Here is a 24,219-nt window from a genome sequence, read left to right as displayed (position 1 = left end):
AGCATTGTTCCTGGAATAACGGAACAATTGGCTATTCGACCCACGGTTAACTATGAATCGGGATTGGCGAGCACCATCTGGCTGACGGGCGGTGCATGCCGTCGTGCGTTCTGCTGCGTCGAGATACGCAGGCGCGCATCGCGCTTACTTCGCGTTGCGGCTTGCGGCGGGCGCCGCAGTCGGCGGATCGCTGACCGGCACCATGTGCGCTTTCCCGTCGCTCACGGCATTCGCGCCGTCCTCGGGTTCGAGCACGAAGCGGAACGTGTCGACCCGCTGCATCACCTTCGCCGCATACGCATTCGATCCGCCGTAGTTCTTCAGCCCGGCCTGCACGTTGCCGCCGGCCGCCCGCACGTAGCCCGACAGGATCCTGGAGCCGGCGTCGACGTTCACATTCGGCTCGGTCAGGTCCTTCACGTCGCGCAGCATGCCGCGGTGTGCGGCCGGCACGACCTGCATCAGCCCGGTCGCGCCATGCTGGCCGCGCGCCTTTTCCTGGAAGCGCGATTCGATCGAAATAATCGCGTAAACGAGTGCCGGAGGCAGCGAATATTTCGTCGCAGTGATGCTCACGATATCGGCGAGCTTTGCGGCGCGCTCCTTGGCGACACCGAACTTCTTCGTCAGGTAGGACGTGATGCGACGGTTTGCTTCGTTTGGCTGATCGTTCGCGAGCGGCGCGGATGCGGCCGCTTCGGGCGCGGAAGCGGGCAGCGCGGGTGCCTGCTGCGCCGAGGCCTGCTGCGCAATGCCGAGCGAGAGCACGATCAGCCAGAGAAACCGTCGTCGCATGGTGGGGTGCGGGGAAATGGGAGGCGCATAGTATATCGGCCAATTGTCGCGTGCGTTCGAGCGCAGGCTCGAATGAAAGCGCGATGTAGGCTTGTGTCGATGCACGCCGAGCGCAGGCTGGATTGTTGTGCGAGCACGAATCGGAGTCCGGACGAAGCATTGCCGGATTTTTTCTCGCGTCCCCTTTTTCGCTTGCGCCCTCGCCGTTGCAGATGCGTGCTACGGCCGCCGCGCGCTCGCCACCCGCGCAAGCGCGCCGATCGCGTCGCTGACCAGCACCGCGAGCAGCCCGACGATCACGCCGCCCTGCAGCACGAACGCGGTGTTGGAGGTTTGCAGACCCGCGATGATCACGTCGCCGAGCCCGCGTGCGGCGACCGTCGACCCGATCGTCGCGGTGCCGAGATTGATCACGACCGCGAGCCGGATGCCGTTCACGATCACCGGAAACGCGAGCGGCAGCTCGACCGACACGAGCTGCTGCCAGCCGCTCATCCCCATTCCGCGCGCGGCTTCGACGACGTCGCGCGGCACGTCCTCGAGCCCCGCGATCGTGCTCTCGAAAATCGGCAGGAGACCGTACAGAACGAGCGCGATCAGCACGGGCTTCAACCCGAAGCCGACGGCCGGCACCGCGAGCGCGAGCACCGCGACGGGCGGAAAGGTCTGGCCGATGTCGACGACGCTGCGCGCAACCGGCAGGAAATCCGCGCCGGACGGCCGTGTGACAGCAATGCCGGCTGCGATCGCGACCAGCGTGCCGATCACGCTCGACAGCGCGACGGTGCCGAGATGCGCGAGCGTGAGGTCGAGCAGGCTCGCACGATCGTAGATGACCGGCGCGCCGTTGTCCGCGAACGGCGCGAACACGCCCTGCAGCCACGCGGGGCGCAACAGCAGTACGAGCAACAGCGCGAGCGCGGCCGCGCGTGCGGCATACGCAGGCAGCCGCCGCGGCAGGGGCGAACGCGCGTGCCGCGTCGTCATGCGGGCTTCCTTGCGTGCGTGCGGATCGCGTCGAGCGTGATGCGGCGCGCCGCATGCCCGTTGCCGTCGTCGACCGGCAATGCATCGACACCGCGCCACAGCAGCTCGGACACCGCATCGCGCAGCGTGCGCGTCGCGGCGATCGGTTTGCCGTCGACATGACCGGGTTCGGCCACCGCGTCGATCGGCGTCAGCGCGAGCAGGCGCAGCGGCCGGTCGACGCCCGCGACGAGTTGTTCGACCACACCTGCCGCCGGCCTGCCGAGAATCTCGGCCGGCGACGCGACCTGCAGCAGCCGTCCGCCATCCATCACCGCGATCGTGTCGCCGAGCTTCAGCGCTTCCTCGATATCGTGCGTGACGATCACGACCGTGATGCCGAGGCGGCGCTGCAGCGCGTACAGGTCGTCCTGCGCCTTGTTGCGGATGATTGGATCGAGCGCGCCGAACGGTTCGTCCATCAGCAACATCGCGGGCTCGGCCGCGAGCGCGCGCGCTACGCCGACGCGCTGCTGTTGACCACCCGACAGTTCATGCGGCAGCTTGTCGGCGAACTCGGAAGGCGGGAGGTGAAACAGTTCGAGCAGTTCGCGCACGCGCGCGTCGATGCGCGCGGCTGGCCAGCCGAGCAGGCGCGGCACGGTCGCGATATTGCGCGCGACGCTCCAGTGCGGGAACAGGCCATGCCCCTGGATCACGTAACCGATGCGCCGCCGCAGCTGCTCGGGCGGCACGCTCGCGGTGTCGACGCCGTCGATGCGGATCGTGCCGCTGGACGGCGCGATCAGCCGGTTGATCATCCGCAGCAGCGTCGACTTGCCGCTGCCCGACGCGCCGACGAGTGCGGTGATCGTGCCTTGCTTCATCGTCAGCGACACGTCGTCGACGGCGACGACGTCGCCGAAGCGTTTGCCGATGCGTTCGATCTCGATCATGCGGTACGTCCCTTCGCGAGCGCGGTCGCGGCTTCGAACACGACGGCGGCCGCCAGCGCGAGCGCGATCGTCGGGATCGCGCCGAGCAGCACGAGATCGGCGGCCGACTGGCCGATTCCCTGGAAGATAAAGGTGCCGAACCCGCCGCCGCCGATCAGCGCGGCGACCGCGGTCAGGCCGATGTTCTGCACGAGCACGATGCGCACGCCGCTCAGGATGACCGGCAGCGCGAGCACGAGATCGACGCGCAGCAGCCGCTGCGTGCGCGTCATGCCCATCGCGCGTGCCGCTTCGGTCACGTGCGGCGGCACCTGCTCGAGCCCGACCACGACACTCGACGCGATCGGCAGCAGCGAATAGAGAAACAGCGCGAGCACGGCCGGCGCGACGCCGATCCCGCGAATGCCGAGCGCGGCCGCGAGCGGCACGTGCGTGGCGAGCAGGCCGAGCGGCGCCATCATCAGCCCGTACATCGCGATGCTCGGGATCGTCTGCACGATATTGAGCACCGGCATCACGACGGTGCGCACCGGTGCAATCCGCGCGCACGCGATGCCGAGCGGCAGGCCCGCGACGAGCGCGGCCGCGACCGAGCCGCCTGCGAGCGATACGTGCCGGATTGCCTCGCGCCAGAAGTCGTCGCTGCGCACCGCGTATTCGCGCATGACGGAGAGTCCGTCCCACCAGCCGCTTGCGAGCGGCAGCGATATCGCCGCCATCGCGACGACAAGCGCGACGAGGCGCCGCCACGGGCCGAATGCGAGCCGCGCGAGCGCGTCCGCGACGAGCACGGCCCACGCGAACAGCAGCAGCCAGACGCCTGCCGCGGGCGATACGCGCGCGAGCATGTCGTCGGGCGCGACGACGTGCGCCGCGGCCGCGCCGAGCGCATAGGCGAGCGTCGCGAGCCACGCGCAGCCGGCCGCGAGCCGCCAGGCGGGACGGCTCGCCGTCATCGCCCATAGCGCGCCGACGATCCACAGCGCGGCGAGCGCGGCACCCTGCACGGGCGGCAGCGCGGCGAATACCGACAGCCCCGTGCCGGCTGCGATGCGGTTCGGCCGCAGCACCATGAACGGCATGCCGGCCACCGCAACAATCGTCAGGACACCGATCAGGATGCCGACCTTGTCGAGCGTGATGCGCCGCGCGGACGCCACCGCGCGACCCGTCACTTAACGAAGCCCTTCGATTTCAGGTAGCTCCTCGCCACGCCGGCCGCTGGTTCGCCGTTGATCTGGATGCGCGCGTTCAGCGTCTGCAGCGTCTTCAGGTCGAGGCTCGCGAACACGGGCTTCAGGTAGTCGGCGATTTGCGGATGCGCCTTCAGCACGGCTTCGCGAATCACCGGCGTCGGCGCATAGACGGGCTGCACGTGCTTGTCGTCGTCGAGCACGACGAGGCCGCTCGATGCGATGCCGCCGTCGGTGCCGTACACCATCGCAGCGTTCACGCCGTCGGTCTGGTTCGCGGCGGCCTTGATCGTCGCGGCCGTGTCGCCGCCCGACAGCACGACGAGTTGCTCGGGTTTCAGCTTGAAGCCGTATGCCTTCTCGAACGACGGCAGCGCGGATGCGCTGTTCACGAATTCGGCGGACGCCGCGAGCTTCACCTTGCCGCCGCCCGCGATCCACTTGCCGAAATCGGAGAAGGTCTTCAGGCGTTGCGATTGCGCGACCGGTGCGAGCACGGCGACGCCCCACGTGTTGTTCGCGGGCGCCGGTGCGAGCCAGACGAGATGGTTCGCCGCGTAATCGAGTTTCTTCGCAGTGTCGTAGCCCTGGCTTGCATTCTTCCACAGGGGATCGTCGGCCTTGTTGAAGAAGAACGCGGCGTTGCCCGTGTACTCGGGGTAGATGTCGATCTCGCCGCTCGTGAGCGCCTTGCGCACGATCGGCGTCGCGCCGAGCGCGATCTTTTCGGTGACGGGGATGCCGTGGGCCTTCAGCACCTGGGCGATGACGTTGCCGAGCAGGTTGCCTTCGGTGTCGATCTTCGACGACACCACGACAGGCGTGTCGGCGTGCGCGCCGGGTGCGACGACAGCGGCGGCGAACGCGAGGCCCAGAATCCGGGCGGGCAGGGCGAGCTTCATACGGGCCATTCTCCAGGATGGGGGCGTACGCCGAAAGTTACTTGACTGAGTCCGCTTTGGCAAACCACGTGCGGCGGCACGTCCACAGCGCGCGTGGGGGTAACCCGCACGCGTCGCGCGCCGTTGCTACACTGGAACGCATTCCCGCCTGCGGACATTTGCTGACATGAAGCCCGAGCTGCTGGTCCTTATCGCGCTGCGCGGCGACGCGCACCGCCAGATCGCCATGTTGTACGACGTCCACTACGCACCGACGGCCGAAGAACGTGAGCGCGCGATCGCCGAACACGGCGGCACGATTCGCGCGGTGCTGACCAACGGCAGCACGGGCCTCGCTGCCGTCGACATCGATCGTCTGCCGCAGCTCACCTTCGTCAGTGCGCTCGGCGCCGGCTACGAGCACATCGATGTCGCGCATGCGAAGGCGCGCGGCATCACCGTGGTGACGGGCGCGGGCACCAATGACGATTGCGTCGCCGATCACGCATTCGCGCTGCTGCTCGCCGTGGTGCGCAACGTTGTGCAGCTCGATGCGAAAACCCGCGCGGGCATATGGCGTGAGGGGCTGCCGATGCCGCCGAACGTATCGGGCAAGCGGCTCGGCATCGTCGGGCTCGGCAAGATCGGCGAGAAATGCGCGCGCCGCGCGGCCGGCTTCGACATCGAGACCGGTTATCACAACCGTTCCGCGAAGGATGTTCCGTATCGCTATTTCGAGCGTGTCGATGCGCTTGCGCACTGGGCCGATTTCCTGATCGTTGCGACGCCGGGCGGCGCGGGCACGCATCACCTGATCGATCGCGCGGTGCTCGATGCGCTTGGCCCCGAAGGGTTTCTCGTCAACGTGTCGCGCGGCAGTGTTGTCGATACCGCTGCTCTGGCGGATGCGCTGCGCGAACGGCGCATCGCGGGCGCGGGGCTCGACGTGTACGAAGGCGAGCCCGAGTCGCCGCGTGCGCTGACGGACCTCGACAATATCGTGCTGACGCCGCACATGGGCGGCTGGTCGCCGGAGGCGCTCGGTCGTTCGGTGCAGCAGTTTCTCGACAATGCCGCGCGGCATTTCGCGGGGGAGCCGGTGCTGACGCCGGTGTGAGCGACGCGGGGTGGCACGTGCGCAACGCATGAAAGGGCGCGCCGGCGCGAAGCGGCACCAGCACGCGTTTATCGCAATCGGCGCGCGAAGATGAGAAAAAATTGCGTCTCCGCCGCCAATTGAGAGCCGAAATATCGATCCGGCTGAAATAACATTTCACTCCATCACGTCCGGCAACGGGCCGGGCGCGTGCCGCTCATGGAGACGATCGATGAATACCCCCGCCGCATCGCTGCCGGCGCTCGAGCTGGATGGAGCGCTTCTTCTCGACCAACTGCGACGACTCGGCGAGATCGGTGCCGATCCCGAGGCCGGCGGCCGGACCCGCATCGCGCTGACGGACGACGAGCGGGCCGGGCGCGACCTCGTCGTCGAATGGATGCGCGAGCTCGACCTCGATGTTCAGGTCGACCGGATCGGCAACGTGTTTGGCACGTTGCGTTCCGCATCCGACGATGGCAGCGAGCGGCCGCTGATGATGGGCTCGCACATCGACACCGTGACGAACGCGGGCGCGCTCGATGGCTGCTACGGCGTACTCGCCGGTCTCGCCGTCGTGCGCGCATTTCGCCGGGCCGGCATCCGCCCGCAACGTTCGATCACGGTCGGCCTATTCACGAATGAAGAAGGCATCCGCTATCAGCCGGACATGATGGGTTCGCTCGTTTACGCCGGCGGCATGCCGGTGGAGGCCGCGCTGGATACGGTCGGCATCGACGGAACGCGCCTGGGCGACGAACTCGCGCGGATCGGCTATGCCGGCGAACTGGAACCCGGCGCGATCGTGCCGCACGCGTATCTCGAACTGCACATCGAGCAAGGGCCGATTCTCGAGGCCGAGCAGATCCGCATCGGCGTGGTCGAAAACCTGCAGGGCATTTCCTGGCAGCAGGTCACCGTGCAGGGGAACGCGAACCATGCCGGCACGACGCCGACGCATCTGCGCCATGACGCGGGCTGGGCAGCGGCGGCGGTCGCGACCTTCCTGCGCGATCTCGCGGTGGCGAGCGGCACGACCCTCGCGACGATCGGCATGCTGCGCATCGAGCCGAACGTGATCAACGTGATTCCGCGCAAGGCCGTATTCACGGTGGACCTGCGCGATCCGGACGAAGCGCGCCTGCAGGAGGCGGAGAAGTGCCTCGCCGGTTTCCTCGACAAGGTGGCGGCGCAAGAGGGCGTCCGGATCACGACCGAGCGGCTCGCGCGTTTCGAGCCGGTCGTGTTCGATGCGGGGCTTACCGACGAAATCGAGGCGTCGGCAAAGCGGATGGGCTTTTCGCATCGCCGGATGACGTCGGGCGCCGGCCACGACGCGCAAATGATCGCGCGCATCGCGCCGGCCGCGATGATCTTCGTGCCGAGCCGCGGCGGGATCAGCCACAACCCGCGCGAACATACCGACGACGATCAGCTCGTCGACGGCGCGAACGTGTTGCTGGATGTCGTGCTCAGGCGTCTCGTGGCGGATTGAGCGGGGTTGCCGATGAGGGCCGGCGCCGCGCGACGGTGAAATCGTTGCGCGGCGCGTGCGATCGTTCGCGATCGCACGCGCTGGCCGTCATGCGTCACGGCCGGCCTCGCCCGTTCAGGACGACACCAGCGGCACCGTTACCGACGTACCCTCCGGATCGAGCGCGAGCCCCGTACCCGGTGTGGGCCGCAGCGTCGCCTCGTTGTCGCTCGACAGCACGACGAGGCCGAGCTTGTGACCCGCTTCGAGCGTGTAGTCGCGCGGCATGAACGTCAGCTTCAGGTCATACGGCATTCCCGGCAGCACGGGCTCCGAGAACCACGCCGACACGCGATTGCGCGGATCGGTCCATGCCCGCGTGATGATCGTCGCCGTGCCGTCCGGCGCGCGGTCGACCAGCAGCGCCGTTACGTTCGCGACGCCGGTGAAGGTCAGCCGCACGCGTGCGGTCGCGGTGCCGGACAGGCGCGTCGCGGCCGCGAACGGGGCCGTCTCGAAGCGGCTGCGATGCTCGCCGGTCGGTGCGTTCGCCAGCGTGAGCGCGGGAATCGTCGCATCGTCGGTGAAGCGCGCGAGCGGGCCGCCGCTCGGCATCCGCAACAGCGTGCCGGTACCGGTGCCGTCGCCGCCCGCGAAATACGCGACCGGCGTCGCGCGCCGCGCGGCCCAGTCCGCTTCCCTCAGCAGCGTGCCGTCCGCCTGCTCGACCACCGCGCGCGGATCGCGTTCGACACCGTTGTCGGCGCCGATCAGATAGCGCGTGAACCAGCGGTTTACCTCCGCGGGCCATGCATCGGCCATCGCCGGCACGCGGGTCGGGTCGGTGTGCTTCAGGCGATGCAGCCACAGCTGCGTCGGCACGCGTTGCCGGCGCATCGCGAGATACCACGACGTCGACTGGTCGACGCGCACGTTGTCGTCGGTCAGCCCTTGCGCAACGAGTGCCGGCGCGACGGCGTGCGCGGTCGGGATGTCGCGCGCGGCCCAGAACGGCGAATAGTCGCCCGTCTTGCGGTCCTCCTTCTGCAGCGCTTCGTCGATCAGGTGCGTGCAGCGCTCCGGATGCGCATTCGTCAGCAGCGCCTTGATATAGACGTCGACGTCCTCGCCCTGATACCCCTCCGGCGCGCGCACGAGCCCGCCCGAGCGGTAGTAGCCGTACATGTTCGACAGCCCGGCGATCGGCACGATCGCGTCGAGCCCGCGCGTGCGCAGGCTCGCGACCATCTTCGGCAGCGTGCCGTCGTACGACACGCCGTACATGCCGACGTGGCCCGTCGACCAGTTCGCGACGACGGGCTTGCCGTTCGCATCCTTCGCGCTCGCATCGCGGCCGAGCCAGCGGATCACCGACGCCATCGCGACGGATTCGTCGCGCGTGAGGATCGTCGGGCAGCCGTCGGAGCCGGCGGTGCCGAGCGAATCGGCATAGACGATCGTGAAGCCGCGCGGCACGAAATAGCTTTCGATCCACGAGCGACCGGCCGCGGCGGCTTCGAGCTGCTGCAGCATCCTGACTTGCGGCGCAGCGGCCATGATTCGCGCGGACGTGCCGACGGCGGCGGCCGTTGCCGCGGGATGCGGTGTGCCGTCGAGTTCGACGTCGACGTCGTGATCGGGGCTGTCGGCGAGCCCGGCGTAATACGGGCTCGCGAGCACGATGACCGGTGTGCGTGCGCCGTTGGCGGTTTCGGTCGGCCGCACGATGCGCACGTGAATGCGGTCGCGCGTACCGTCGCCGTCGGAATCGACCGGCGTGTCGACCCACGCGTTTTCCTCGATCGTGCTGCCCGACAGTGACGGCTGCACCTGGCCGCTGCTGATCACCGGTTTATAGCGTCCGCCGCTGGCCGGATTCGCGTACGGAACGCCCGACGGCGACATGCGCGACGCGAGCCCTTGCGCGTCGGCCGCCGCTGCCGCGCCGTCGTCTTGCTGACCTTGACCTTGCGCGAGTGCGGACACGCCCGCCACGCTGCCGCCGTCGTCACCGCCGCACGCGGCGAGCGTTGCCGCTGCAACGAGCGCGGGTAGCCATGTGCGACGCGATCCTCTGACATGAAATTGCATTGCCGACCTCGTTCTTCTGATTGTGTGTAGACGACCGGTCCGCGATACGCCCCCTGCGGGCCGGGCCGATGACTGCATTTGACGAAGAGGAAACTGCACCATCAGGAAAACGGCAGCGCCGCGAATCATGCAGGACTGCGAATCGAACGTGCGCATGCCATGCGTTCTTCCAGATGGAACGGAACGACACCATTCGATGAGACGGGGATGTTGCGAGCTGCGGTGCTGCGCTGCGGAAACACACGACGTGACGCGCGTGCGGCGACGGAATGAAACGGATCGGCGGTTTCGGCCGCGCCGCGCATCGTGATGGCTTGCCGGTTCGCGTTTGCTTTCCGGAAGCTTGCGCAAAACTTATCTCAGTGAAAACGCCGTGTCAAACTTTTTTAGCTGAGGGTAAATAAAGTTTCGGCGCATTGCCGGTGCGGGCGTGTGGCGTGATTGCGGCGGGCGCGAGTTCGGCGATGCGCTTGCCGTTGCTTCGTGTCGCATCGCCCGATGCAAAACGGGCGATGACGAATCGCATTCGCCACCGCCCGCTCACTGAATGAACTCAGCCTTCATTTCGTTCATGAACGCCCGCGCGCCGTCATCCATCATCGGCCTTCGCCTGCAGATCCTTCAATCCCTGAATCACGACCAGCAGCGCGCGCCCGTGCTCGTCGGAGCCGTCCCAGGCGTCGACGATCGCTTCGCGCAGCAGGTCGTTGTAGCGGCGGCGCGCCGGGCCGGTATCGACGCCATAGAAACTGCATAGCTTGTTGAATGGCGCGCTGCGCCGCAGCCGATGCCCGTTCGACAGCCGCAGGCGCGACACGGTCGGCTGGCTGACGCCGGAAAGTCGTGCGATTTCGCTGGACGAGCGCGTGTCCGCCATCAGGCGGCGTAACAGGTCTTGTACAGGAAAATCGTGATCCGGGGCTTCCATGCGATGCATTATACCTATACAGTTACGGTTGTTGAATGGGCTTGCTGTCACCAGCGAGGCTGTATCCCGAGAAAGTTGATGACACTGAAACATCTCCCTCCCACGTTCTGCTGGACGAAGATCGGTACCGAGTCCGGCGAGGAACTGCCGACCGTCGTGCTCCGCAAGGAATGGGAGCGTCGGCTCGGGGGCGGGCGTTTTCTGTGGGGCATCAACCAGCCGCTCGGCAGCAGCGCGCAAGTCGCCGCGCATCGCACGGGCTCGCTGCTCGCGCTGTTCTCGCCAGTCGCGTCGCGCACGCGGCCGGGTGAGCGCAAGCGCGAGGACGCGCTGCTGTGGAATGCCTGGGTCGACGCCAGCGGCCAGGTGCGGCCGCTTCCGCCGCACACGTTCATCGCGAGCCGCTCGACGCTGCCGTCGGGCCGGCGTCGCGAACAGCACTACGCGCTCGTCTGTGCATCGTCCACCGCGCTGACGGTCGGCACGCAACTGCGCGTGTTCCCCGATCACCTGCGCAGCGTGAGCACGGGCAAGCCGCTCGGCGTCGGGCAGGGCGCGGCCGTGGTCGACTGCATCGGGCGCGCGAAGGAGCAAACCGGCAAGAGCTATCCGCTCGCGCTGTCGGTCGAACTCGAAGCACCGTATTTCGTGCGGCTCGCGCAACCGAGCGTGCTGAAGGCGCGCGATCTCGCCGACGTCAACAAGGCGACGCGTGCTGGCGATTTCGATCGCTTCGTCGAGCTGGTCGCGCGCTTGCGCGGTCGTTCGCCGACGGATGCCGAGCGCGGCGTCACGCGCGACCTGTTCGACGTGCCGCCGATCGAAACGGCGGCCGCCTACGTCGCGCCCACGCATGTCGCGCGGCTGCGCAGCCGGCCCGCGGCCGAGCATCCGCACGAGCTCACCGGCGATCTGTTCGATCTGTCGCCTGGTGAAGCGGCCGCGTTCGGCAGTCTCGCGCTTCCACGCATCGGGCGCGCATGACGTTCGCGTCGCTCATGCGCGGCGCGTAACGGAAGCAGGGAAGCAGGGAAGCAGAGAGGTTGATGCGCGTGCAAGGACACGCGCCGGTGTGGCCGCCATCTCGGTGCGCAAGAATTTGTTGCAATCTCGCCATAGCGGATCGGCGAGGCTCGCGCGACAATCGCCACGAAGCGCGCCGCGCGATGGCCGGGCGTCGACAGGCTGCCTGCCGTCGTTCATGCCGCCGACATGCGCACCACGCACACTGGGCGTCGGCTTGCTTCACACTGCAACCCTCAGGGAGAAGTGTCGATGTCGACCCACATCTGTTCGCGAGAAGCCCGAGCCGCGCAACGCTTCGTCGAAGCGACGCGCAACGTCGATCAGGCGTTTCGTGCCGTACGCGGCGAAAGCGACGACGACATCTCGTCGGCCGAATATGCGCGCGCGATGTCGCGCCTCGATCACGCGCTGGACGAACTGGCGCGTGCGCAGGAATTCTTCGATCGCGTGGTGAGCGCCGACGCCGCGCACGGCAGTTGAACTCGCGGCTTCTGCTTGCGCTTGCGCCGCTGCCGTCTTCCGTTTTTCGTTTTCGTTGTTTCACCGCGTCGAGGACACCGGGCGTGACGACGTGCCATGTGCGAGCTTGCCGGCCGGTATCGTCCGGCGCGTCAGTCACTCATCCTCCACCTGCCCGCCATCGCACGCATCGCGTCATGCCGTCGGGCAGCGCGCTAGCGGTTTCAGCAGACGAACATCACACCTTCCGCCCTTCGACCGGATAGCCGGGATCCGTATAACCGTGCGTCGACGCATGTCCCGGCGGCACCAGCGAATCGACGAAGCGTTCGTCGTCGGGGCCGAGTTCGAGCGTCAGCGCATCGATGTAGCTGTCCCAGTGCGCTTCGGTGCGCGGCCCGGCGATCGTCGAGCTGACGATCCGGTTCTTCATCACCCACGCGAGTGCGAACGCGACCGACGTCGTGCCGCGCGCGGTCGCATGTGCGGCGACCTGCTGTGCGATGTGCAGCGACTCGGGCCGCCATTCCGTCTGCTGGATGCGCCGGTCGCCGCGGCCTGCACGCGAATCGGCGGGCGGTTGCGTGCCCGGTGCGTATTTGCCGGTCAGCACGCCGCGCGCGAGCGGGCTGTACGGCACGACGCCGATGCCGTAATGCGCTGCCGCCGGCAGCTGTTCCACTTCGGCCGTACGATCGACGAGGTTGTACAGCGGTTCGCTCGCAACCGGACGATCGATGCCGAGCTGGTCGGCCAGGCGCACGATTTCGGCGATGCGCCAGCCCTTGAAGTTCGACAGCCCGACATAGCGCACCTTGCCTTGCCGGATCAGGTCGGCCACCGCGCGCATCCCTTCTTCGAGCGGTGCATCGGTCAGCGTGCGATGGAAATACAGGATGTCGATGTAATCGGTGCCGAGCCGCTTCAGGCTCGCGTCGACCGATTCGTAAATCCATTTGCGCGACTGGCCCTGACGGTTCGGCCCCGCGGCCGGTCCGGCCGGATAGCCGAACTTCGTCGCGACGACCCAGCTGTCGCGATGCCGCGCGATCGCGCGGCCGACGATTTCTTCCGAGCGACCGGCGTGATAGACGTCGGCCGTGTCGATGAAGTTGACGCCCTGGTCGAATGCCTTGTCGATGATGCGCGCCGACGTCGCTTCGTCGGTTTCGCCGCCGAACATCATCGCGCCGACACACAGCGGCGACACTTTCAGCGCGCTGCGCCCGAGATAGTGGTAATCCATGCAAGAGGCTCCATGCGGGCGAGCGCCCGCGTCGGTTCAGGTCAGTTGAATCGGCGCGCAGCCCGCGCTCACGCGCCCGCTTCGTCGAACACGCGCTTCGCGATCGGCAACGCCGAGCTGGCCGTCGGCCAGCCCGAATAGAACGCGAGATGCGTGATCGCTTCGATCAGCTCGTCGCGCGTGATGCCGTTGTCGAGCGCCTTCTTCAGATGGAACGGCAGCTCGTTGACGCGATACAGCGCGACGAGGCTCGCGACCGTGATCAGGCTGCGATCGCGCGGCGACAGGCCGGGGCGCTGCCATACGTCGCCGAACAGTACGTGGTCGGTGTAGTCGGCGAGGGCCGGCGCGATGGCGCCGAAGGCCTGGCGCGCGGCAGAAGTCGGTTTGGACATCGATGGCTACGGAGGACGTTGAAGACATCGACGATGGTAGCCACCGATGCGCCTATCGATAATCCCCGGGAATGCGCATGCACTTATCGAACCGGTTCATGAATGGCCGGGGTAGCGCAGTGCGTCGACGATCAGCGCGAATGCGCGCGACGATTGCCGCCGGCTCGCGTAGTACAGGTGATGGCCCGGAAAGGTCGGGCACCAGTCGCCGAGCACACTGACGAGCGTGCCGGCGGCGACGTGCGGTGCGGCGAGTTCGGCCGGCACGTACGCAAGGCCATAACCGGCGAGCGCCGCGTCGAGCATTTCATAGGTGCCGTTGAACGTGACCTGGCCGTCGACGCGCACCTGCAGCGTGTCGTCGCCGCGCGCGAGTTCCCATGCGTACAGCGCGCCGTGCGTCGGCAGGCGCAGGTTGATGCAGTCGTGCGCGACGAGATCCTGCGGCGTCTCGGGCTGCTCGCGTTCCGCGAAATAGGCGGGCGCGCCGACGATCGCCATCTTCAGGTCGGGCGAGATGCGTACCGCGATCATGTCTTTCGCGACCTGGTCGCCGAGCCGTACGCCGATGTCGAAGCGTTCCGCGACAATGTCGGACAGCCCGTAGTCGGTCACGAATTCGACCTTCAGGTCGCGGTAGTCGTGCAGGATCGGCGACAGCTTCGGCCACAGCAGCGTGCGGATCACGTAGTCGGTCGCGTTGATGCGCACGGTGCCGGCCGGCTTGTCGCGCAACTCGGCGAGCGCCGTCAGTTCGGCCTCGATTTCGTCGAAGCGCGGCGCGAGATTCTGCAGCAGGCGCTCGCCGGCTTCGGTCGGCGCCACGCTGCGTGTCGTGCGCGTGAGCAGCCGCACGCCGAGACGCGTCTCGAGCGAGCGGATCGTATGGCTGAGTGCGGATTGCGACACGCCGAGCCGGGCGGCCGCGCGCGTGAAGCTGCGCTCGCGCGCGACGGCGATGAAGGCGAGCAGGTCCGCAAAGTTGTCGCGCGGCATGGGGGAAGTCGGGTGGTCGATGCCTGCGCATCCTACCATCGGGCTCGCTGCGCGATGCGCCGGCACGAGGACGCGGCGCACGGACGCGGCGGCACGGCGCGGGTCGGGCTGCCCGCGTCACGCCGGCCGCATGGCGCACGCAGCAGGCGGGTCCTACGCGTAGCCGCCGTGCTGGAACGACGTCGCGAAGAACTGCATCTGGTAGCGGATCGCATGCGCCCAGTAGTCCCACGTGTGGCCGCCCGGACGCTCCGCATAGTCGTGCGGCACGCCGAGCGCGACGAGCCGTTGATGCAGCGTGCGGTTCGAGCCGACGAACGAGTCGTCGCGGCCGCAGTCGATCGTCAGGTCGAGATGCGCGCGGACGAACGCGCGCGCGCTTTCGACGATCGCGTTGCGGTTCCAGAACGACGGATGGCGGCCGGGATCGCCGAACACGTGGTCGATGCCTGGCTCGTCCTCGCAGCAGCGCGGATCGACCGCGCCGCTGATGCTGCCGACCGCGCCGAACGTGTCGGGCCGGTCGAGCGCGATGCGCAGCGCACCGAAGCCGCCCATGCTGAGCCCGGTGATCGCGCGCGCACCCTTGGCAGCGATCGTTCTGAAATGGGTGTCGACATAGGACACGACTTCGTCGCCGACGAAGGTTTCGTAGCGGCTGCCGGAGTCGAACGGGCTGTCGATGTACCAGCTTTCGTGACCGCCATCGGGCATCACCAGGATCACGTGATAGCGATCGGCCAGCGCGGCGATCCGCGTGTTCGCGGTCCAGTCGGTGTGGTCGCCGCCCGAGCCGTGCAGCAAGTAGACGACCGGGAAGCGTTCGACGCTGCGTTCAGGGCCGTGGCGCAGGCGCGCGTAGTCGTCGGGCAGCACGACGGTCGCCTTTAGCGTTTCGTTCATCGCCGCGCTCGGAATCGCGACGACCCGCGCCTGAAAGGCGAGGGCCGGGCCCGCGACGGCGAGCAGCAGCAGGAGCCAGAACGCGCGTACCAGGTTCAAGGAGCCTCGCATGTGTCGTTTCCATTCGGCAGTCGGGCATCGGGAAAACCCTGTCAGGCGACTCTAGCAACCGCGCCTTTCAGCCAAATTTCGGCGAATCCTACGCGTTGTCAGGTGGCCGGCGCGCGACCGGGCCGGCTCCGCGCTCAGCCGAGACAGCGCGCGAGCGCCTCCCGGAACGCCGCCGGCCGCTCGGCCGGTATCAGGTGCCCGCAGCCGTCGATCGTTTCGAAGCCGGCACAGCGCGCGAGCGCCCAGTCCGGCACATGCCAGCCCGCGCGCGAGCGTTCGCCCGCGACGAGCCATACCGGATGGCGCGCGAATACGTCGGCGAGCGCCTGCAGATAACCGGGTTCGCCGGTCGTCGCGACGACCGAGCGTCCCATTGCGCGCAGCGTCGATGCCGGTTGATGCGCGAGCCAGCGGCGCGCGTCGTCGAGCTGGCGCGGCGACGGATCGTCGATCGCGCCGCGCAGCCAGCCGGGCGGGTCGCTGCGCAGGCCGTCAAGCATCGCGTCGGCTTGTGCGGGCGACAGGCGGCCGACCGACGCCGACCAGAACGCATCGTCGAGCGTGAAGTTGCCTTCGACATTGACGATCCGGCGCACGCGCGCCGGATGCGCATGCGCGAACAGCATCGCGATCGCGCCGCCGACCGAGTGACCGACGATGTCGACCGGCTGCGCGCCGCAATGCGTGTCGACGACCTGCCGGACATGCTCGACCTGCGCGGCGAGCGTGATCGCGTCGAACGGCGTGCCGCGATGGGTGCCGTAGCCGAGCAGGTCGGGCGCGAGATGCGGACCGGGCCATTCGGGCACGTCGAACGTGCCGATGAAACCGTGGACGAAGACGACGGGCGGGTTGGGTGCGTTCATTCGGCGGCCGAGGAAGCAATGGGGGGCAATTCGAGTTCGGCGAGCAGTTCGTCGAGTTCGAGCACGTGCGTGCGGTCGTGGTCGAGCAGTTCGCGCACGAGTTCGTCGAGCGACATCCGGCGGATGCCGTCGCGCAGCCCGCAGCGTGCGAGTTCCGACGGGTGCAGCGCGGCCGCCGTCGCGCACAGCGCGGCGCGTCCGGTGCGGAACGCGGCGAGGGCGCCGTCGAGCGGCTGGGCGAGGTAGTCGCGCTGCGCGGCGAGCGCGGTGCCGTCGACGGACGCGATCACCGGCAGCGCGTGTGTTAGCACGACATCGATGCGTTCGGCGAACACGGCATCGAGGTCGCGCAGATGGCATGCATGTTCGACGAGCGAGAAGCCCGTGCCGGCCGGGCGGCGCGTGACGAGCGCGGCAGGAACCTGCGCGGCATACGCAGCGATCCGGGCCGGCATCGCGGCCAGCGCGGCGACGACATCGGCGAACGGCAGCACCTGCGGATACGCGCTGAATACCGCACCGTAGCTGAACAGCGCACCGCCGATCCGGCCGCGCGCCTGCACGACGTCGTGCCCGTGACGGCGCATCACGTCGGCGACCATCGCGCCGCAGAACTGCCTGGCGGTCGTATCGGCTTCGATCTCGGGGAACTTGCGTGCGATCTCGTGCTGGATCGCGCCGATCGCGGCGACGCCGACACGCGACAGCGCCGCGAATTCGACATAGCGCTCGGGCTGCGCGATCAGCGCTTCAAGTTGCGCGCCAAGTGGCGTCGCGCGAAAACGGTCGAAACGGGAATGCATGACGACAGCACCTCGGCCAGTAACGTTTCAAAACGATACGTTACTGGCCGAGGTGCTGTCAATCCCCGTCGATCGAATCGTCCGGAGGATTCATGGCCGCGACGCCCGCATCGATCCAGCGGCGGCGCCCCGGCCCCGGCCGGCTCATGCGTTGTGCTTGCGGTCCATCTCCGTGCGCAGCCGCGCTTCCTGCTCCTGCAGCTCCGGCGTGAATGCGTCGCCGAAATCCTCGGGCGAGAAGATCTGGCGAATCTCGATGTCCGACTCGGTCGGCATCGGATTCGGGCAGCGCTTGACCCATTCGACGGCTTCTTCCATCGAATTCACCTGCCACAGCCAGTAGCCGGCGATCAGTTCCTTGGTCTCGGCGAACGGGCCGTCGATGACGGTCCGGTCCTTGCCGGAAAAATGCACGCGCTTGCCGCGCGAACTCGGATGGAGCCCTTCGCCGGCGAGCATCACGCCGGCTTTCACGAGTTCCTCGTTGTACTGGCCCATCGCGGCCAGCAGTTCGGTATCGGGCATCGCACCCGATTCGGAAGAGGCCGTTGCCTTGACGATCACCATGACGCGCATAGTTGCTGCTCCTTGAACGGGAAAGGGGACGTCCGCCGTCGCCGGCCGTGCGGCCGGCAAGACAAAACGGTCGGTTACGACACTACGACGCGCGGCGATCGCGCGAATCGACATCGCGCGCAAAAAAATCCGATGACCGGTGACGGGGCAGGCGGCGGTCGTGGCGCGCAGCGCTGCACGTTCGACGTCGTCCGTGCGGCAGAACGCCCGGAAAGACTCCGGCTGGACGGCTGGCGTCGTAGCCGGCATCGGCCGCGCGTCGGTCAGGATGTCAGCCGCTCACGCCGCCTTGGCATGCGCGTCGAGCACGCTGCGGATCCGGGTCGCGAGTTCGTCGCGGCGGTACGGCTTGCCGAGCAGCATGACGCCGGGATCGAGCCGCCCGGAGTGGAAGATCTCGTCGCGCGTGTAGCCGGACGTGAACAGCACGGGCAACGGCGGCGTGCGTTGCGCGGCGCGGCGCGCGAGTTCGCCGCCCTTGATGCGGCCGGGCATGATCACGTCGGTAAACAGCAGGTCGATCGGCGTGTCGCTGTCGAGCATCCGCAGCGCGGCTTCGCCGTCGGACGCGGCGAGGACCTTGTAGCCGAGCTGCGCGAGCATGTCGACCACGGTCAGCCGGACGTCCGCGTCGTCTTCGACGACCAGGATGGTTTCGCGGCCCCGCACGGGATCGGGCTGCTGCGCGCGCGCCGTCTCATCGGCGTACGCATCATGACAGCGCGGGAACGTGAGCCGCACGATGGTGCCCTGGCCCGGCGCGCTGTCGACCGACGTATGGCCGCCGCTTTGCTTGACGAAGCCGAACACCATGCTGAGCCCGAGCCCCGTGCCTTCGCCGTCCGGCTTGGTCGTGAAGAACGGTTCGAACACGCGCTCGAGCACGTCGGGCGTCATGCCGGCGCCCGTGTCGGTCATCTCGAACGTCACGTATTCGCCGGGCGGCAATGGTGAGCGGCGAGCACCGGCGGCCGGCTCGGGATGTGCGTCGTTGTACGCGGCAATCGTCAGCGTGCCGCCGCCACGCATTGCGTCGCGCGCATTGATCGCGAGATTGAGCAGCGCATTTTCGAGCTGGTGCCGGTCCGCAAGCACGTTGCCGACGTCGGGCGCCAGCGCAGGAACGATTCGCACGGTTTCGCCGAGCGCGCGGCGCAGCATCTCGCTCATCCCGTCGATCAGCTGGCGCGGATTGAGCACCGTCGGCGACAACGGCTGGCGTCGCGCGAAGGCCAGCAGGTGCGACGCCAGTTGCGCGCCGCGCCGCACCGCGTTGTTCGCGCTTTCGATCCGCGGCTGCGCGCTCGCGCGCTCGCCGAGTTCGACGGCCAGAATCTGCAGGTTGCCGCTGATCACCTGCAGCACGTTGTTGAAGTCGTGCGCGATGCCGCCGGTCAGGCTGCCGATCGCTTCCATCTTCTGCGCGTGGCGCAACTGTTCCTCGATCGCCGCGCGCTCGGCGACCGCATCGGCCACGCGCTGCTCGAGCGTTTCGGTCAGGCGGCGCAGCGCATCGTTGGACGACTGCAGCGCCACTTCCGCCTGTTCGCGCTGGCGCCTGGCGAGCACGCGTTCGGTCGTCTCGATCACGACGGCGAGCACCCCGCCCGGTGCGCCGTCATCGTCGGGTATCGGGCTGTAGTGCAGGTCCATCCACACGTCTTCGGGGCGGCCGCTGCGCAGCAGCACGAGTTCCTTGTCGCGATACGACAGCGTGCCGCCCGCGAGGCAGGTGTTCATCACGTTGCGGTTGAACTCGGCGACCTCGGGCCAGCCGAGCTCGATCGGCTGGCCGAGCAGGTAGGGGTGGCGTCCGCCGGCGAACCCGGCATACGTGTCGTTGTAGATCATGTAGCCGGGCTCGCCCCACAGCATCACCAGCGGCAGCGGCGACGCGAGCACGGTGCGCACGGCAGCGACGAGGCTCGCCGACCAGCCGTCGAGCGGGCCGAGCCCGGTTGCCGACCAGTCGAAGGCGGCGACCCGCCGGGCCATTTCACCTTCCCAGCCAGGGCAATCGTGGTGCTGCGCGAACAGCTCGACATGCATGGAAGTGCTCCGTCAAGGACATGCGGCCGCGGCCTGACGCGGCGAGCGCGTCAGCCGATCCATTCTAGTGCAGATCAATCGCGCGGCGGCGCGCCGGAACCGCAGGTCAAAACTGGTATGCTGACCAGCACCACGTTCATGCGGAGGGCGCCATGGCAACGAAGGAAGTCTCGAAGAAAAAGTACCTGAAGATCCTGAACAAACGCCTGCGGGCCGAGCCCGATGCGCCGGCCGGCGCATCGTTCGTGTTCTTTCCGCTGGGCGCGAAGGCCAAGCATGCGACGGGCGTCGTGTCCGGCGAGCCGCGCAGCAAGCGCGAGCTGGCGGTGATGGCCGCGATCCAGAACAAGGCGGCCGCCGAATTCGTCGTAACCGGCGCCTGACCGGCGCCGCCGGCCGTACGCGGGCGCGCGAGCGCTACGCTGCTGCGGCAGTCTCGCAATGTGCGATCACACCGGCAATCACGCGTGGAATGTCGTGCGTGATTGCCGGGCCGTGCATCGGCAGGATGATGTCGATATCGAGCGCCTGGATGCGGCGCAGCGCGCTCGCCAGGTGCGCGAGCGACGGCAGGTAGTCCGAGCGCGTGATTGCATCGAGGATCGCGGGCAGCGGGTCGTCGGTGTCCTCCCTGCCGAAGCGCATCAGGATGTCCGACGACAGCAGCGCCTTGTACGCCGGCAGATACACGACGAGCGCATCCCACTGATGCACGTGCTTCGTGAAGACCGGCACGACGTCGATGCCCGATAGCGTCGTCGGCTCACCATCCTTCAGCGGAATCGCGCGCACGCCGAATACGTCGGCAAGCCCCCATGTACACATCGGATGTCCGTACGCGACGAGCGCCGGGTTGGCCGCGAGGAAGTCGGGGAGCGCGCCCATTTCATCGGCCTCGAAGTGCGGGACGATCACGCTGCTGACCATCGACGGCGCGATGCCGACGGCGTCGAGCGCCGCGCTCAGTTGCGTGAAATTGGAACGGGTGCCCGTTTCGACGCACAGCACGTCGCCGTGCCGCGATCGTACGAAGAACTGGCTGAAGCACAGGTTCAGCGTGTCGACGTAAGTCGTGGCGCGAAACAGGCCGTCGCGGACGGCGTCGATTCGAGGGGCGCTCATCGGGGATCCTCGCGCAGGGAAGGGGGCCGGAGCCGCGCCGCCCGCGCACCGCGGGTTGCGATGCGACAGGCGGCGGCGGTCGATCTTCCGATCCAGTCTAGCAGCGTCGCTCCGGATGCGCGAACCGCGAAGTTGCAGCGGCGTGCCGGGTATGTGGCGCGTGCCGCGTCAGTTCTTCAGCTTGTAGCCGGTGCGGAACATCCACGCGACGATCGCGAGCAGGATCGCGAGGAACAGCGAGGTCGCCGCGAGGCTGATCCACACGTGCACGTCGGCCAGCCCGTAGAACGACCAGCGGAAGCCGCTGATCAGGTAGACGATCGGGTTGAACAGCGTGACGATGCGCCACGCGGGCGGCAGCATGTCGACCGAATAGAAGCTGCCGCCGAGGAACGTGAGCGGCGTGATGATCAGGAGCGGCACGAGCTGCAGTTTCTCGAAGCTGTCGGCCCAGATGCCGATCACGAAGCCGAACAGGCTGAAGGTGATCGACGTCAGCACGAGGAACAGCACCATCCAGAACGGATGCAGGATGTGCAGCGGCACGAACAGGCCGGCCGTGGCGAGGATGATCAGCCCGAGCAGCAGCGACTTCGACGCGGCCGCACCCACATACGCGATCACGATCTCCCAGTATGACACGGGCGCGGACAGGATCTCGTAGATGGTGCCCGTGAAGCGCGGGAAGTAGATGCCGAACGACGCGTTCGAGATGCTCTGCGACAGCAGCGACAACATCACGAGGCCGGGCACGATGAACGATCCGTAGCCGATCCCGTTCACGTCGCTGATACGCGAGCCGATCGCCGAGCCGAACACGACGAAGTACAGCGACGTCGAGATCACCGGCGCGATGATGCTCTGCATCAGCGTGCGGCGCGTGCGGGCCATTTCGGCGCGGTAGATCGCGCGGATGCCGTGGAAATTCCAGTTCGCCATGTGCGTTACGCCCCTTGTGCGCCGTTGCGGCGGTTGTCGATCAGGCTGACGAAAATATCCTCGAGCGAGCTCTGCGTCGTATGCAGGTCGCGAAAGCCGATGCCGGCCGTGCCGAGCGCGTTGATCAGCTTCGCGATGCTCGCGTCGTCGCGCTGCGAGTCGTACGTATAGACGAGCGCGGCGCCGTCGTCCGCGCGTTCGAGCCCGAACGCGGCGAGGTCGGCTGGCACGGTCGCGAGCGGATGCTCGAGCTGCACGGTCAGCTGCTTCTTGCCGAGCTTGCGCATCAGCTCGCGCTTCTCTTCGACGAGCACGAGTTCGCCGCCCAGGATGATGCCGATCCGGTCGGCCATCTCTTCGGCTTCCTCGATGTAGTGCGTGGTCAGCAGGATCGTCACGCCGCTTTCGCGCAGCGAGTCGACCAGCTTCCACATATCGCGGCGCAGCTCGACGTCGACGCCGGCCGTCGGTTCGTCGAGGAACAGGATGCGCGGCTCGTGCGACAGCGCCTTCGCGATCATCACGCGGCGCTTCATGCCGCCCGACAGCGTCATCAGCTTGTTGTCGCGCTTGTCCCATAGCGACAGCGCCTTCAGCGTCTTCTCGATGTACGCGGGATCGGGCGCCTTGCCGAACAGGCCGCGGCTGAACGACACGGTCGCCCAGACGGTTTCGAACGCGTCGGTCGTCAGTTCCTGCGGCACGAGGCCGATCATTTCGCGCGCCGCGCGGTATTGATCGCGGATGTCGTGGCCGCCGACCGTCACGCGGCCTTGGGTCGGCGTGACGATCCCGCAGATCGAGCCGATCAGCGTGGTCTTGCCCGCGCCGTTCGGCCCGAGCAGCGCGAAGATCTCGCCCGGGCGGATGTCGAGGGTCACGTGCTTCAGCGCCTGGAAGCCGGACGCGTAAGTCTTGGAGAGGTCGGAGACGGAAAGGATCGGTTGCATGCTCACGGATGGCACGGCCGGTCGGTCCGACGCTGTGCGCCGCGCATGCCCGGTGCCGTCGCTGTGCAGCGGCCGGTGTCGGGTGCGGCATGGCGAACGGGCGTCATGTCGAACGGCGTTGTGGTGCGGGATCGCAGGATCGCCATATTAGCAATCGGAAGATGGAAATGCATTTCGGTGGCAACGGCATGCGATGTCCGTGCGAGATTTGCGGGAAATGCACGTGCGTCATTCAACAATACGATGCTTTATTTGAATCAAGCGAACAATGCGCGTCGTTTTCGCTCGGTCGGACGGCGATCGCCCGTGCAGGCGGCAGCGGAACGGGCGGGGCGGGGCCGACTGTGCTGCCCGAACGCCGCCGCGCCGTATCGGGACGGCGCGCGCCGCGCTCGCGATAATGCGTTCCTCTCCTGTTCCCGGAGCGGTGCGCATGTCTTTGGTCGATTTCAAGTCCGTCGCGGCGGCCCAGGCCGTCGCGTGGAAATCCACGATCGTCGGCGAGGTCGGGCCGGCCCGGATCAAGGTGCTGCGCATGGACGCGCAGCCGTACGAAGCGGAAGTGCACGAGTACAACGAGGGGCTGCTGGTGCTCGACGGCCGGCTGATGCTCGAGGTCGAAGCGCAGACGGTCGTGGTCGAGGCCGGGCAGATGTATCTCGCGGTCGCCGGCACGCGCCATGCGGTGCTGCCCGGCAGCCACGGCACGCTCGCGATCATCGACGTATAAGGATGCGCCGCAGCATGCATGCGGGCGGCCGAAGGCCCGCACGCCGGGCCTCGCGCGGGATGAGCGCCGTCTTCAAGCGCGCGTTGCACAGCCCGTGTATTTGTCTGAGCAAGTAAGTTGAAGGGTGTTTGAAAAACTGTCAAACACCCTGCATGCACGAGGATCGCGCGGTTCGGCGCGTTTGGAACTCTGCATCCATTTACTTGTGCGTATCGTCCGATCATAGTTTCGACAAACGACGCATCACGATAACGAATCAAGCGTACGTACGGAGACCAATTACATGAGATGCCTATCCGAGGGCCCGGCCGGACCGCCGCTTTCCTGCCTTTCGCCGGATGCGGGCGCGACGCGAGTCGCGTGCCTGCGCCATCGCATCGCGTTGCCGCTGTAGCGACGCACCCCATTCCGTTTCGACTTCCCCGCAGGCGTCGTGCTGCACGAACTCGCGCCGTGGATTGCAACGGATGGCGGCGGTTGCGCGTGCGATGCGAGCGATCCGCTCCGCGCATGCGTGCACGTGCCCGATGCGCAGCAGCTTGCCTACGTCGAACGTGCGCGCGAAACGCTTGAGGCCGAGGGGAGCGGCCTTCACGCGGTTCAGTACGGGTGGCGGGAGTGTCCAATGAAAAACGGCTCGCGGCGAGAACGCCGCGAGCCGTGCGTGT

General features: G+C 67.5%; 25 protein-coding genes. 6 read left to right on the top strand and 19 right to left on the bottom strand.

Going from position 1 to position 24,219, the window contains the following annotated elements; all coding sequences use genetic code 11:
* Window positions 1–144: 144 nt before the first annotated feature.
* The 5 genes from AC1Z3W_RS14035 to osmF all read right to left on the bottom strand — a co-directional run bounded on the left by AC1Z3W_RS14035 (window position 145) and on the right by osmF (window position 4,812).
* Window positions 145–795, bottom strand: a complete 651-nt coding sequence (locus AC1Z3W_RS14035) for a lytic transglycosylase domain-containing protein (RefSeq protein ID WP_124833844.1) — start codon at window positions 793–795, stop codon at window positions 145–147.
* A 219-nt stretch (window positions 796–1,014) separates the two neighbouring features.
* A complete protein-coding gene (locus AC1Z3W_RS14030) occupies window positions 1,015–1,782 on the bottom strand; it encodes an ABC transporter permease (RefSeq protein WP_483507777.1) in 768 nt (255 codons plus the stop codon).
* On the bottom strand, window positions 1,779–2,717 hold the full coding sequence (locus AC1Z3W_RS14025) for an ABC transporter ATP-binding protein (RefSeq protein WP_057927584.1): 939 nt from the start codon (window positions 2,715–2,717) through the stop codon (window positions 1,779–1,781). The genes AC1Z3W_RS14030 and AC1Z3W_RS14025 overlap by 4 nt, the downstream gene beginning before the upstream one ends.
* Window positions 2,714–3,892 carry an ABC transporter permease gene (locus AC1Z3W_RS14020; RefSeq protein ID WP_483507776.1) on the bottom strand — a complete coding sequence of 393 codons (1,179 nt, stop codon included), beginning with the start codon at window positions 3,890–3,892 and terminating at the stop codon, window positions 2,714–2,716. The genes AC1Z3W_RS14025 and AC1Z3W_RS14020 overlap by 4 nt, the downstream gene beginning before the upstream one ends.
* A complete protein-coding gene (gene osmF / locus AC1Z3W_RS14015) occupies window positions 3,889–4,812 on the bottom strand; it encodes a glycine betaine ABC transporter substrate-binding protein OsmF (RefSeq protein WP_124833847.1) in 924 nt (307 codons plus the stop codon). Before osmF ends, AC1Z3W_RS14020 begins: the two co-directional genes overlap by 4 nt.
* Before the next feature lie 166 nt (window positions 4,813–4,978).
* Between osmF and AC1Z3W_RS14010 the strand changes: the two genes are divergently transcribed.
* Window positions 4,979–5,908: a 2-hydroxyacid dehydrogenase gene (locus AC1Z3W_RS14010; protein ID WP_124833848.1), complete on the top strand. Its 930-nt coding sequence runs from the start codon at window positions 4,979–4,981 to the stop codon at window positions 5,906–5,908.
* A gap of 211 nt (window positions 5,909–6,119) precedes the next feature.
* Window positions 6,120–7,382: an allantoate amidohydrolase gene (locus tag AC1Z3W_RS14005; protein WP_483507775.1), complete on the top strand. Its 1,263-nt coding sequence runs from the start codon at window positions 6,120–6,122 to the stop codon at window positions 7,380–7,382.
* Between the two features lie 114 nt (window positions 7,383–7,496).
* On the opposite strand, the gene AC1Z3W_RS14000 is transcribed toward AC1Z3W_RS14005, so the two are convergent.
* From AC1Z3W_RS14000 to AC1Z3W_RS13990, 3 genes are all read right to left on the bottom strand, one after another.
* Window positions 7,497–9,452 (bottom strand): Xaa-Pro dipeptidyl-peptidase, encoded by a 1,956-nt coding sequence (locus AC1Z3W_RS14000; protein WP_483507774.1) that lies wholly within the window; start codon window positions 9,450–9,452, stop codon window positions 7,497–7,499.
* 376 nt (window positions 9,453–9,828) lie between these two features.
* Window positions 9,829–9,978 carry a hypothetical protein gene (locus AC1Z3W_RS13995; RefSeq protein WP_175826222.1) on the bottom strand — a complete coding sequence of 50 codons (150 nt, stop codon included), beginning with the start codon at window positions 9,976–9,978 and terminating at the stop codon, window positions 9,829–9,831.
* Window positions 9,979–10,041: 63 nt separating this feature from the next.
* Window positions 10,042–10,380, bottom strand: a complete 339-nt coding sequence (locus tag AC1Z3W_RS13990; protein WP_124833852.1) for a helix-turn-helix domain-containing protein — start codon at window positions 10,378–10,380, stop codon at window positions 10,042–10,044.
* Window positions 10,381–10,458: 78 nt separating this feature from the next.
* Between AC1Z3W_RS13990 and AC1Z3W_RS13985 the strand changes: the two genes are divergently transcribed.
* Window positions 10,459–11,364, top strand: coding sequence for a hypothetical protein (locus tag AC1Z3W_RS13985; protein WP_057927576.1), 906 nt, complete (start codon window positions 10,459–10,461; stop codon window positions 11,362–11,364).
* A gap of 291 nt (window positions 11,365–11,655) precedes the next feature.
* Complete coding sequence (locus tag AC1Z3W_RS13980) at window positions 11,656–11,886, top strand: hypothetical protein (protein ID WP_057927575.1); 231 nt, start codon at window positions 11,656–11,658, stop codon at window positions 11,884–11,886.
* Window positions 11,887–12,103: 217 nt separating this feature from the next.
* Here the strand turns inward: AC1Z3W_RS13980 and AC1Z3W_RS13975 are convergent, their stop codons facing one another.
* The 8 genes from AC1Z3W_RS13975 to AC1Z3W_RS13940 form a co-directional block, all read right to left on the bottom strand.
* Window positions 12,104–13,111 carry an aldo/keto reductase gene (locus AC1Z3W_RS13975; RefSeq protein WP_483507773.1) on the bottom strand — a complete coding sequence of 336 codons (1,008 nt, stop codon included), beginning with the start codon at window positions 13,109–13,111 and terminating at the stop codon, window positions 12,104–12,106.
* A gap of 68 nt (window positions 13,112–13,179) precedes the next feature.
* Window positions 13,180–13,506 carry a carboxymuconolactone decarboxylase family protein gene (locus AC1Z3W_RS13970; RefSeq protein WP_057927573.1) on the bottom strand — a complete coding sequence of 109 codons (327 nt, stop codon included), beginning with the start codon at window positions 13,504–13,506 and terminating at the stop codon, window positions 13,180–13,182.
* A 96-nt stretch (window positions 13,507–13,602) separates the two neighbouring features.
* Complete coding sequence (locus AC1Z3W_RS13965; protein ID WP_483507772.1) at window positions 13,603–14,502, bottom strand: LysR family transcriptional regulator; 900 nt, start codon at window positions 14,500–14,502, stop codon at window positions 13,603–13,605.
* A gap of 153 nt (window positions 14,503–14,655) precedes the next feature.
* Complete coding sequence (locus AC1Z3W_RS13960) at window positions 14,656–15,516, bottom strand: alpha/beta hydrolase (RefSeq protein ID WP_057927571.1); 861 nt, start codon at window positions 15,514–15,516, stop codon at window positions 14,656–14,658.
* Between the two features lie 134 nt (window positions 15,517–15,650).
* On the bottom strand, window positions 15,651–16,382 hold the full coding sequence (locus AC1Z3W_RS13955) for an alpha/beta fold hydrolase (RefSeq protein ID WP_124833855.1): 732 nt from the start codon (window positions 16,380–16,382) through the stop codon (window positions 15,651–15,653).
* On the bottom strand, window positions 16,379–17,185 hold the full coding sequence (locus AC1Z3W_RS13950; protein WP_057927569.1) for a DinB family protein: 807 nt from the start codon (window positions 17,183–17,185) through the stop codon (window positions 16,379–16,381). The genes AC1Z3W_RS13955 and AC1Z3W_RS13950 overlap by 4 nt, the downstream gene beginning before the upstream one ends.
* Before the next feature lie 144 nt (window positions 17,186–17,329).
* Window positions 17,330–17,761: a YciI family protein gene (locus tag AC1Z3W_RS13945; protein ID WP_057927568.1), complete on the bottom strand. Its 432-nt coding sequence runs from the start codon at window positions 17,759–17,761 to the stop codon at window positions 17,330–17,332.
* Between the two features lie 279 nt (window positions 17,762–18,040).
* Window positions 18,041–19,810, bottom strand: a complete 1,770-nt coding sequence (locus tag AC1Z3W_RS13940; protein ID WP_057927567.1) for an ATP-binding protein — start codon at window positions 19,808–19,810, stop codon at window positions 18,041–18,043.
* A gap of 152 nt (window positions 19,811–19,962) precedes the next feature.
* Between AC1Z3W_RS13940 and AC1Z3W_RS13935 the strand changes: the two genes are divergently transcribed.
* On the top strand, window positions 19,963–20,193 hold the full coding sequence (locus tag AC1Z3W_RS13935; protein ID WP_057927566.1) for a hypothetical protein: 231 nt from the start codon (window positions 19,963–19,965) through the stop codon (window positions 20,191–20,193).
* Between the two features lie 34 nt (window positions 20,194–20,227).
* Here the strand turns inward: AC1Z3W_RS13935 and AC1Z3W_RS13930 are convergent, their stop codons facing one another.
* The 3 genes from AC1Z3W_RS13930 to AC1Z3W_RS13920 all read right to left on the bottom strand — a co-directional run bounded on the left by AC1Z3W_RS13930 (window position 20,228) and on the right by AC1Z3W_RS13920 (window position 22,821).
* Window positions 20,228–20,932, bottom strand: coding sequence for an oxygen-binding di-iron domain-containing protein (locus tag AC1Z3W_RS13930; RefSeq protein WP_057927565.1), 705 nt, complete (start codon window positions 20,930–20,932; stop codon window positions 20,228–20,230).
* Window positions 20,933–21,100: 168 nt separating this feature from the next.
* The gene (locus AC1Z3W_RS13925) at window positions 21,101–21,871 is read right to left on the bottom strand and encodes an ABC transporter permease (protein WP_057927564.1); all 771 of its coding nucleotides are present in this window, start codon (window positions 21,869–21,871) and stop codon (window positions 21,101–21,103) included.
* 5 nt (window positions 21,872–21,876) lie between these two features.
* Window positions 21,877–22,821 (bottom strand): ABC transporter ATP-binding protein, encoded by a 945-nt coding sequence (locus AC1Z3W_RS13920; RefSeq protein ID WP_175826219.1) that lies wholly within the window; start codon window positions 22,819–22,821, stop codon window positions 21,877–21,879.
* A 433-nt stretch (window positions 22,822–23,254) separates the two neighbouring features.
* On the opposite strand from AC1Z3W_RS13920, the gene AC1Z3W_RS13915 reads away from it, so the two are divergent.
* A complete protein-coding gene (locus AC1Z3W_RS13915; RefSeq protein ID WP_057927562.1) occupies window positions 23,255–23,551 on the top strand; it encodes a cupin domain-containing protein in 297 nt (98 codons plus the stop codon).
* Window positions 23,552–24,219 lie beyond the last annotated feature (668 nt).

This window comes from Burkholderia sp. 10_S31 (genome assembly GCF_056930375.1).
The sequence above is the reverse complement of the archived record's forward strand: the minus strand, read 5'-3'. Positions and strand labels throughout refer to the sequence as shown.

Excerpts from the sequence above, each read along its gene's own strand:
- AC1Z3W_RS14035 (WP_124833844.1), bottom strand. The coding sequence starts at position 795 with ATGCGACGACGGTTTCTCTGGCTGATCGTGCTCTCGCTCGGCATTGCG.
- AC1Z3W_RS14030 (WP_483507777.1), bottom strand. The coding sequence starts at position 1,782 with ATGACGACGCGGCACGCGCGTTCGCCCCTGCCGCGGCGGCTGCCTGCG.
- AC1Z3W_RS14025 (WP_057927584.1), bottom strand. The coding sequence starts at position 2,717 with ATGATCGAGATCGAACGCATCGGCAAACGCTTCGGCGACGTCGTCGCC.
- osmF (WP_124833847.1), bottom strand. The coding sequence starts at position 4,812 with ATGAAGCTCGCCCTGCCCGCCCGGATTCTGGGCCTCGCGTTCGCCGCC.
- AC1Z3W_RS14010 (WP_124833848.1), top strand. The coding sequence starts at position 4,979 with ATGAAGCCCGAGCTGCTGGTCCTTATCGCGCTGCGCGGCGACGCGCAC.
- AC1Z3W_RS14005 (WP_483507775.1), top strand. The coding sequence starts at position 6,120 with ATGAATACCCCCGCCGCATCGCTGCCGGCGCTCGAGCTGGATGGAGCG.
- AC1Z3W_RS14000 (WP_483507774.1), bottom strand. The coding sequence starts at position 9,452 with ATGCAATTTCATGTCAGAGGATCGCGTCGCACATGGCTACCCGCGCTC.
- AC1Z3W_RS13995 (WP_175826222.1), bottom strand. The coding sequence starts at position 9,978 with ATGCGATTCGTCATCGCCCGTTTTGCATCGGGCGATGCGACACGAAGC.
- AC1Z3W_RS13990 (WP_124833852.1), bottom strand. The coding sequence starts at position 10,380 with ATGGAAGCCCCGGATCACGATTTTCCTGTACAAGACCTGTTACGCCGC.
- AC1Z3W_RS13985 (WP_057927576.1), top strand. The coding sequence starts at position 10,459 with ATGACACTGAAACATCTCCCTCCCACGTTCTGCTGGACGAAGATCGGT.
- AC1Z3W_RS13980 (WP_057927575.1), top strand. The coding sequence starts at position 11,656 with ATGTCGACCCACATCTGTTCGCGAGAAGCCCGAGCCGCGCAACGCTTC.
- AC1Z3W_RS13975 (WP_483507773.1), bottom strand. The coding sequence starts at position 13,111 with ATGGATTACCACTATCTCGGGCGCAGCGCGCTGAAAGTGTCGCCGCTG.
- AC1Z3W_RS13970 (WP_057927573.1), bottom strand. The coding sequence starts at position 13,506 with ATGTCCAAACCGACTTCTGCCGCGCGCCAGGCCTTCGGCGCCATCGCG.
- AC1Z3W_RS13965 (WP_483507772.1), bottom strand. The coding sequence starts at position 14,502 with ATGCCGCGCGACAACTTTGCGGACCTGCTCGCCTTCATCGCCGTCGCG.
- AC1Z3W_RS13960 (WP_057927571.1), bottom strand. The coding sequence starts at position 15,516 with ATGCGAGGCTCCTTGAACCTGGTACGCGCGTTCTGGCTCCTGCTGCTG.
- AC1Z3W_RS13955 (WP_124833855.1), bottom strand. The coding sequence starts at position 16,382 with ATGAACGCACCCAACCCGCCCGTCGTCTTCGTCCACGGTTTCATCGGC.
- AC1Z3W_RS13950 (WP_057927569.1), bottom strand. The coding sequence starts at position 17,185 with ATGCATTCCCGTTTCGACCGTTTTCGCGCGACGCCACTTGGCGCGCAA.
- AC1Z3W_RS13945 (WP_057927568.1), bottom strand. The coding sequence starts at position 17,761 with ATGCGCGTCATGGTGATCGTCAAGGCAACGGCCTCTTCCGAATCGGGT.
- AC1Z3W_RS13940 (WP_057927567.1), bottom strand. The coding sequence starts at position 19,810 with ATGCATGTCGAGCTGTTCGCGCAGCACCACGATTGCCCTGGCTGGGAA.
- AC1Z3W_RS13935 (WP_057927566.1), top strand. The coding sequence starts at position 19,963 with ATGGCAACGAAGGAAGTCTCGAAGAAAAAGTACCTGAAGATCCTGAAC.
- AC1Z3W_RS13930 (WP_057927565.1), bottom strand. The coding sequence starts at position 20,932 with ATGAGCGCCCCTCGAATCGACGCCGTCCGCGACGGCCTGTTTCGCGCC.
- AC1Z3W_RS13925 (WP_057927564.1), bottom strand. The coding sequence starts at position 21,871 with ATGGCGAACTGGAATTTCCACGGCATCCGCGCGATCTACCGCGCCGAA.
- AC1Z3W_RS13920 (WP_175826219.1), bottom strand. The coding sequence starts at position 22,821 with ATGCAACCGATCCTTTCCGTCTCCGACCTCTCCAAGACTTACGCGTCC.
- AC1Z3W_RS13915 (WP_057927562.1), top strand. The coding sequence starts at position 23,255 with ATGTCTTTGGTCGATTTCAAGTCCGTCGCGGCGGCCCAGGCCGTCGCG.